Origin of the sequence: Janthinobacterium violaceinigrum (assembly GCF_009208555.1) — a bacterium.
Lineage (GTDB): Bacteria > Pseudomonadota > Gammaproteobacteria > Burkholderiales > Burkholderiaceae_D > Janthinobacterium > Janthinobacterium violaceinigrum.
Map to the genome: position 1 here is coordinate 91,155 of NZ_WFLI01000022.1, position 8,804 is coordinate 99,958.

General features: G+C 64.2%; 6 protein-coding genes. All 6 read left to right on the forward strand.

Going from position 1 to position 8,804, the window contains the following annotated elements:
• The first annotated feature begins 88 nt into the window (after positions 1 to 88).
• On the forward strand, positions 89 to 2,944 hold the full coding sequence (locus GCN75_RS18495) for an ATP-binding protein (RefSeq protein WP_152283744.1): 2,856 nt from the start codon (positions 89 to 91) through the stop codon (positions 2,942 to 2,944).
• 284 nt (positions 2,945 to 3,228) lie between these two features.
• Positions 3,229 to 4,149 carry an ornithine carbamoyltransferase gene (gene argF, locus GCN75_RS18500; RefSeq protein WP_034785055.1) on the forward strand — a complete coding sequence of 307 codons (921 nt, stop codon included), beginning with the start codon at positions 3,229 to 3,231 and terminating at the stop codon, positions 4,147 to 4,149.
• Between the two features lie 69 nt (positions 4,150 to 4,218).
• Positions 4,219 to 5,454 (forward strand): argininosuccinate synthase, encoded by a 1,236-nt coding sequence (locus GCN75_RS18505; protein WP_034759383.1) that lies wholly within the window; start codon positions 4,219 to 4,221, stop codon positions 5,452 to 5,454.
• A 187-nt stretch (positions 5,455 to 5,641) separates the two neighbouring features.
• Positions 5,642 to 7,453 carry a methyl-accepting chemotaxis protein gene (locus GCN75_RS18510; RefSeq protein WP_152283745.1) on the forward strand — a complete coding sequence of 604 codons (1,812 nt, stop codon included), beginning with the start codon at positions 5,642 to 5,644 and terminating at the stop codon, positions 7,451 to 7,453.
• A 4-nt stretch (positions 7,454 to 7,457) separates the two neighbouring features.
• On the forward strand, positions 7,458 to 7,913 hold the full coding sequence (locus GCN75_RS18515) for a chemotaxis protein CheW (protein WP_152283746.1): 456 nt from the start codon (positions 7,458 to 7,460) through the stop codon (positions 7,911 to 7,913).
• Positions 7,910 to 8,804 (forward strand): CheR family methyltransferase (locus tag GCN75_RS18520; RefSeq protein WP_152283747.1); only part of this gene is annotated, 895 nt, incomplete at its 3' end. The genes GCN75_RS18515 and GCN75_RS18520, both read left to right, overlap by 4 nt.

Here is an 8,804-nt window from a genome sequence, read left to right on the forward strand (position 1 = left end):
ACAATTCCCCGCAATGCAGCTTACAATGCCATCAAGATGGCCTGTGCGGTCGCAGGCTGGCGCCACTGTTTGCGGGGAGAATGCTTGAATGGAAATGTTCGCGCTCGAACATGACGTAGCGCAGTGGGAAAACGCATTGCTGCCGTTGCGCGGCGCCGGGCGCGTACCGCTGCTGTTGTTGCTGTCCTGGCATTTGCGCCAGCGCGATTGCCTTCGAGCAACTCAGCTGAGCGAGGAAGCTTATCTGCTGCTGCCGCTGGCGGGCCTGGAGCCGGCCGCACTGGAACAGGCGCAGGCGCGCCTGCAGCTGGTGCAGGCAGAGGTTGCATGGCTGCAAGGTGCGCTCGATACGGCGGAAAGCCTGGCCATGGCCGCGCACGCCACGCTGTGCGCGCACGGCGACGGTGCCGGCTGCGCCGATGCCCACTGGCTATTGTCCTCGATCGCCGTCGACCGCGGCGACCATGCCCGCTGCGATGCCGAACTGCTGGCCGCGGCAGAGCAGGCGCGCAGCGCCGGCGATGCGATGCGTGTCAGCCTGGCCGACGCGGCCACGGCGCGCTGGGCCGTCCTGCGCGATGCGCCGGCAGCCCAGGCCCGCTGGGGCAACCGCTTCCAGGCCGACAGCGCCAGCGGCAAGCTGCCCGCGCCGCTGTCCACCTGGGTGCACGACTTCCGCGGCTTGCTCGCGCATACCTCGCGCGACCTGGGCACGGCTGCCGGCCACTACATGCAAAGCTACGAGGCGGCGCTGGAAAGCGGCCAGCTGCGCGGCGCGATCACAGCCGCCATCAATATCGGCGACTGTTTCTCCAGCCTCAACGACAACGAATCTGCCCTCGAATGGATGCAGTGCGCGCTGGACCTGGCGCGCCCCACGGGCTGGCCGCGCAGCATCGGCGCCTGCCAGACGCATACGGCCGAAACCATGCGCAAGCTGGGGCGCCTGGCCGCCGCCGAAGACTTGCTGCGCGAAGCGCTGCACATCCTGGCACCCGTGTCCGGTGCGCGCACCTATGCCAACGCCCTGTTCCACCTGGGTGAACTGAGCCTGGACAAGGGCGACTACGACACGGCGCTCGACGCGTTCAGCCGGCTGGCGCAGCGGGCCGAAGCGCTGGGGCAGGCCGATTTCCGCAGCATGGCGCAGCGCGGCAGCGCCCACGCGCTGTCCTACCTGGACCGTCCCGATGAAGCCGTGCAGGCGGCCGAACGGGCTTGCCAGCTGGCCACGGCGCAGGGCGATGCCATGCACCAGGTGGCGGCGCTGCGCGTCCTGTCGATGCTGCATGCGCGCCACGAGTTGCCGGCGCCAGCCGGCATGCTGGAACGCAATCCCGCCCTGCATTTCCTGCACCAGGCCCTGCAGGTGGCCGCCTCCATCGAAGGCTATTCGCCGCCCGGCGAACTGCTCGATGCGCTGGCGCGCGAATACGCGCATGCGGGCGACTATGCGCGCGCCTACGATATCGCCCTCGATGCGGGCATCGCGCGCGAAAAAAGCCACACCCAGCAAGCCAGCAACCGCGCCACGGCCATGCAGGTCTACCACCAGACGGAACATGCGCGCTCGGAAGGCTATCACCACCGCGAACTGGCCGCCTCCGAAGCGCGCCGCGCCGAAGTATTGCAGCAGACCAGCGACACCCTGGAACGGCTGTCGGCCATCGGCCAGGAAATCACCACCCACCTGGACGCCAGCGCCGTGTTCCAGGTGCTGGACCGCCACGTGCATGCCTTGTTGCCAGTCAACACCTTCGCCGTCTACATGCTCGATCCGGCCGGCACGGCGCTGCGCCGCGCGCACGGCATGGAAGCGGGCCGCCCCCTGTCCGACAACGCCATTCCACTGAACAATCCACGCGCCTATTCCGTGCGCTGCCTGCTGGGGCGGCGCGAAGTGTATATCGCGCAAGTGCCGCCGCGGCGCCACGCCTATACGGTGCCCGGTACCCTGCATAACCAGAGCGTGCTGTACGTGCCGCTGATGGTGGGCGAGCGCGTGCTGGGCGTGATGACGGTGCAGGCTTGCCATGCGAACGCCTACGGCGAACGGGAGCGGCTGATCTTCCGCACCCTGTGCGCGTATGGCGCCATCGCGCTCGACAATGCCAGCGCCTACCGGCAGTTGCAAGATGCCCAGGCGCAACTGGTATCGCAGGAAAAACTGGCCGCGCTGGGCTCGCTGATGGCCGGGGTGGCGCATGAACTCAATACCCCGATCGGCAACAGTTTATTAATCGCCAGCACCATGCAGCAAAAGACGGAAGACGTGGAACGCCTGATGAACGGTCCCGGCCTGCGCCGCTCCGACCTGGCCGCCTACATCGACGATGCGGGCAAGGCGTCGGCGCTGGTGATGCGCGGCCTGCACAGCGCGGCCGACCTGGTCAACAGCTTCAAGCAGGTGGCCGTCGACCGCACCACCGAACAGCGGCGCCAGTTTGACCTGCAACAAGTGAGCAATGAAATCATCGCCACCGTGATGAACCGCATCCGCAGCTCGGGCCACCGCATCGAGACGGACATCGAGTTCGGCATCGCCATGGACAGCTACCCGGGCCCGTTCGGCCAGGTCATCACCAACCTGATCAACAACGCCCTGCTGCACGCCTTCGCCCCCGGACCCAACGATGGCGGCGCCGGCACGGGCTGCATGCGCCTGTCGGCCGCGATAGCGGGCGCGCGCGTGCAGATCGTCTTCGAAGACAATGGCGGCGGCATCGCCGAACAGCATCTGTCGCGCATCTTCGACCCCTTCTTTACTACCAAGCTGGGCCAGGGGGGCAGCGGCCTGGGTCTGTCGATCAGCTACAACATCGTCACGGCCCTGCTGGGCGGCAGCATCCAGGTGGCCAGCAGCCCCGCCGGCACGCGCTTCACGCTGGACCTGCCCCTGGTGGCGCCCCAGCTGGACGGCGCTGCCACCGCCAGCATCTATTAATCGCCGCCCCGTTGCCCGGGCGCGGGCTTGCCTATACAAGTACCCGCCCGGACGGTCTTTCCAATCTAAAAGCAAAACCCTTATAATTGAACGGCTGACGTCCTTGCCATTGCATTATTTTCAACATGGCAAACCGCATCGGCCCGCGCGACAGGCGTCGCGCTGGCACCGATCAACACAGCAGCGCGCCGGGCGAGGCAGTCATCAGACGAGATGTTGTACGCTGATGCAACCCGGCGGGAAAGGCACGCCGCCGGCGGCCTGCGCATCTTCAAGTGGTCATTATGTCGACAAAAAAACCGATCAAGCACTACCTCCAGTTCTCCGATTTCACGTTGGAAGAGTACGAATATGTGATCGAACGCGCCCATCTGATCAAGCGCAAGTTCAAGAATTACGAAATCTACCATCCACTGATCGACCGCACCCTGGTGATGGTCTTCGAAAAGAACTCCACCCGCACGCGCCTGTCGTTCGAAGCGGGCATGCACCAGCTGGGTGGCGCCGCCATCTACCTGAACACGCGCGATTCCCAGCTGGGCCGCGGCGAGCCGGTGGAAGACGCGGGCCAGGTCATGTCGCGCATGTGCGACATCATCATGGTGCGCACGTTCGGCCAGGAGATCATCGAGCGCTTCGCCGCCAATTCGCGCGTGCCCGTGATCAATGGCCTGACCAATGAACACCACCCGTGCCAGGTTTTTGCCGACATCTTCACCTACATCGAACACCGCGGCTCCATCGCCGGCAAGGTCGTCGCCTGGATCGGCGACGCCAACAACATGCTGTACTCGTGGCTGCAGGCGGCCGAAGTGTTCGGTTTCCACGTCAATGTGTCGACGCCGAAGGGCTATGACATCGACTTGTCGCAAGTCAAGACCGAGCGCTACACCTTCTTCGCCAACCCGTCCGACGCCTGCGAAGGCGCGCACCTGGTCAACACGGACGTGTGGACCAGCATGGGCTACGAAGCGGAAAACGCGGCCCGCATCGCCGCCTTCGACGGCTGGATCGTCGATGGCGCGAAGATGGCCCGCGCCGCGCCCGACGCGCTGTTCATGCACTGCCTGCCCGCCCACCGCGGCGAGGAAGTGGCCGCCGAAGTGATCGACGGCCCCCAATCGGTGGTGTGGGACGAGGCGGAAAACCGTTTGCACGTGCAAAAAGCGCTGATCGAGTACCTGTTACTGGGTAAAATCAACTAATTCGCCAGGCATTGCAGAGCACCTGGCAGCATCGCACTACATACATCGACAACGACAACTGGAAGCAATATGAGCGACATTAAAAAAGTAGTCCTGGCCTATTCCGGCGGACTCGACACCTCCGTCATCCTGAAATGGCTGCAAGATAACTACCAGTGCGAAATCGTCACCTTCACGGCCGACCTGGGCCAGGGCGAAGAACTGGAGCCGGCGCGCGCCAAGGCCATCAAATTCGGCATCAAGCCGGAAAACATCCATATCGAAGACGTGCGCGAAGAATTCGTGCGCGATTTCGTCTTCCCGATGTTCCGCGCCAACACCGTGTACGAAGGCGAATACCTGCTGGGCACCTCGATCGCCCGTCCGCTGATCGCCAAGCGCCTGATCGAAATCGCCAACGCCACGGGCGCCGACGCCATCTCGCACGGCGCGACCGGCAAGGGCAACGACCAGGTGCGTTTCGAACTGGGCGCCTACGCGCTGAAGCCAGGCGTGAAAATCATCGCCCCATGGCGCGAGTGGGATCTGCTGTCGCGCGAAAAACTGCTGAAGTACGCGGAAGACGCCGGCATCGAAATCGACATGAAGCACAAGAACGGCGGCGCGCCGTACTCGATGGATGCCAACTTGCTGCACATCAGCTTTGAAGGCCGCCACCTGGAAAACCCCAGCGCCGAAGCGGAAGAGACCATGTGGCGCTGGACCGTCAGCCCTGAAAAGGCGCCGGACGAAGCGGAATACCTGGACATCGAATACGAAAAAGGCGATATCGTCGCCATCAACGGCGTGCGCATGTCACCCGCCACCGTGCTGGCCGAACTGAACAAAGTTGGCGGCAAGCATGGCGTAGGCCGCCTGGACCTGGTGGAAAACCGCTACGTCGGCATGAAATCGCGTGGCTGCTATGAAACCCCGGGCGGCACTATCATGCTGAAAGCCCACCGCGCCATCGAATCGATCACCCTGGACCGCGAAGTGGCCCACCTGAAAGACGACCTGATGCCGCGCTACGCGTCGATGATCTACAACGGCTACTGGTGGGCGCCCGAGCGCGTTGCCCTGCAAACCCTGATCGACCACACGCAGGAAACCGTGAACGGCTGGGTACGCATCAAGCTGTACAAGGGCAATGTCATCGTCGTGTCGCGCGATTCGAAGACGGATTCGCTGTTCGACATGAACATCGCCACCTTCGACGAAGACGGCGGCGCCTACAACCAGGCCGACGCCGGCGGCTTCATCAAGCTGAATGCCTTGCGCATGCGCATCGCCGCCATCGCCCGCGAAAAGCGGGGCCAGAAGTAATTAGTTGCCGGGAGGCACTACCTCCCGCACCAGCCAAAAGCCGCCTCCGGGCGGCTTTTTTGCGTTTGAAACGCACTCGGCCGCGATTTACCGCTACGCGCATCCCCAGATTGCCCCCATTTTGCTGTCCGCATGGCAAAATGCTACAGTGCAATTATGCTGACCTTCCCGCTTCCGGAGCCCTCCCATGTTCAAAGACCTGAGTATCAAGAATAAACTGTACCTGGGCTTCGGCTCCATCGTGGCCATCATCCTGGTCCTGCTGGGCGTGGCCTACAACAGCTTTTCGCGGTTGTCGGAAGCCAATGCATGGGACCGGCACACGATGGAAGTGCTGGTCGAGATCGACAAGATTCACAATTCCATCCTGCAAATCCAGGTGGAAGCGCGCGGTTTCATCCTGACCGGCAACGAAGCGTCGCTGACGCCGGAATCGAATGAGATGGACGTGCTGAGCCAGCACACGCAAAAAGCCATCGCCATGACGGTCGATAACAAGGTGCAGTCGGAACGCTTTCGCAAGATCGACCAACTGAGCAGCACCTGGGTCAAGGAGTGGATCACCCCCCTGATCGAAAAACGCCGCGCGCTGGGCAATGCGCCGGGCGCCACGGAAACGGTGGCGCGCCTGCTGCCGCCGGCCGGCTCGCCCGGCATCGTACAAGCCAACAAACTGCTCGACGAAGCTGCCGCCGAAGAAAACCGCCTGCTGGCCGAGCGCACGGCCACCTCGAGCCGCCTGCAGGAAACTATGCTGCTGACCTTGGCGCTGGGCGGCTTGCTGTGCATCGTGCTGGCGCTGGGCATTTCCTTCATCCTGGCCAAGGCCATCCTCGGTCCGCTGAACAACCTGACGGATGCCGTCGGGCGCATCGCTGGCGGCGAACAGGGCGCGCGCGCGGCCATCATCTCGCGCGACGAGCTGGGCAAGGTGACGGAAGAATTCAACCGCATGGCGCAAACCATCCAGGACAACCAGGCCAACGAACTGGCCGCCACGAACAGCTTGCGGGCCAAGGTCGATTCCCTGCTGGAAGTGGTGTCGAAGGCAGCCTCGGGCGACCTGACGGGCAAGGTCGGCATCACGGGCAGCGACGCCATCGGCCAGCTGGGCAACGGCCTGGCGAAGATGTTTGAAAACCTGCGCAGCCTGCTCAACAACGTGCAAAAGGCCGGCATCCAGGTGACGACCTCGGCCACGGAAATCGCCGCCTCGGCGCGCCAGCAGGAAGCCACGGGCATTGAGCAAGCGCAAACCAGCGTGGAAATTCTCAGCACCACCAAGGAAATCTCGGCCAACACGAGCCAGTTGCTGAAAACCATGGAAGACGCCACCGCCGTAGCCGACTACACGACGAATGCCACGGCCGAAGCGCAAAACAACCTCAAGCGCATGGATTCGACCATGCAGCACATGGTCTCGGCCACCGATTCCATCAATGCCAAGCTGGCCGCCCTGTCGGAAAAGGCCAGCAATATCAACAGCGTGCTGATCACCATCACGAAAGTGGCCGACCAGACCAACATCCTGTCGCTGAACGCCGCTATCGAGGCGGAAAAAGCGGGCGAAGCGGGCCGCGGCTTTTCCGTGGTGGCGACCGAGATCCGCCGTCTGGCCGACCAGACTTCCGTGTCCACGTGGGATATCGAGCAAATGCTCAAGGAAATGCAGTCGGCCGTGTCGGCCAGCGTGATGGGCATGGATAAATTCTCGGAAGAAATTCGCCGCAGCGTGGGCGAAGTGCGGCAAGTGGCCGAGCAGCTGTCGTCCGTGATGGACCAGGTGCAGAAGCTCACGCCGCAATTTGACGCCGTGCTGCAAGGCATGCAGTCGCAAGCCATCGGCGCCTCGCAGATTTCCGACACCATGATGCAGCTCAACGACGCCACCCAGCAAACGGTGGAGTCGCTGAAGGCCACCAGCGAAGCGGTGCACCAGCTGCAATATGCGGCGGGCGACCTGCAATCGAGCGTCTCGACTTTCGCCGTGACCATCTGATCCCATGAAAGTGCTGCTCTTTCACATCGGACGCGACCGCTATGGCCTGCCCCTGGCCGGCATCGTGCGCGTGCTGCCGCTGCTGGAGCTCAAGCAGCTGCCGCTCACGCCAAACTACGTGGCCGGGCTGATGGACTTGCAGGGCACGCCCGTGCCCGTGATCGACCTGTCGCGCCTGGCGGGCTTGCCGGCCGCGGCCGCGCAGTTCGACACGCGCATCGTCATCATCGACTACCGCGCCCCTGGCGGCACCGCGCATGTGCTGGGCCTGATGGCTTCGCAGGTGCGGGGCATCGCCGACATCGATGCGGACAAGCTCGACGATAGCGGCGTGGCCACGGCGCCCTTCCTGGGCCAGGTGGTCAGCGATGCCGACGGCATCGTGCAGCTGGTTGAACTGGAGCACCTGCTGCCGCCGGACGTGCGCGCGCTGCTGTTTCAAGACGCGGGCGCGGCATGACGGCACAATCGCTGCTGCGCCGCGCGACCGGCCTGTCCGTCTCCAAATCCGTGGCCGAGCGGGCCGTCGGCCAGCGCATGGAGCAGACGGGCTTTGCCGACAGCGAAGCCTATCTGCAGGCGCTCACGCCGGCCGAAATGACGCAGCTGATCGAACTGGTGGTGGTGCCGGAATCGTGGCTGTTCCGCGACCCGCAGGCGTTTTACGCCACCGTGGAACTGGTGCAGGAACGCTGGGCACGGGGGCGCGCCACGCGCATCCTGTCGATTCCGTGCGCGGGCGGCGAGGAACCGTATTCGATGGCCATGGCGCTGCGCGACGGCGGCGTGCCGAAACAGGCGTTCAGCATCGATGCGTACGACCTGAGCCCCGGCTGCATCGAGCGGGCGCAGGCAGGCATCTATGGCCGCAACGCCTTCCGCGCGCAGGACGTGGCCTTCCGCGAGCGCTATTTCACGCACGTGGCCGACGACGCCTACCGCATCATCGACACCTTGCGCGAACAGGTGACCTTCAGGCAGGGCAACCTGCTGCAATTCGATACCGCCACCTACAGCCGCCATTACGACGTCATCTTCTGCCGCAACCTGCTGATCTATTTCGACAAGCCCACCACGCGCGCGGCCATCCACAACCTGTCCGCCCTGCTGGCCGACGACGGCATGCTGCTGGCCGGCTACGCGGAAGTGCCGTCGTTCTGCCAGAACGGCTTTGCGCCGCTGCAGTTCCGCCAGGCCTTCGCGCTGAAGAAGGAAACGGCGGCGCCGGCGGCAGCCCTCCAGGTGGCGCCGCTGCCTGCCTTGCGTACCTTGCGCAGCGTGCCGCCCGCGCCAAAACGCACTGCAGCTCCGCCTTCAGCGCCCGCCGCGCCGGCAGCGCAGCGCACGCGCC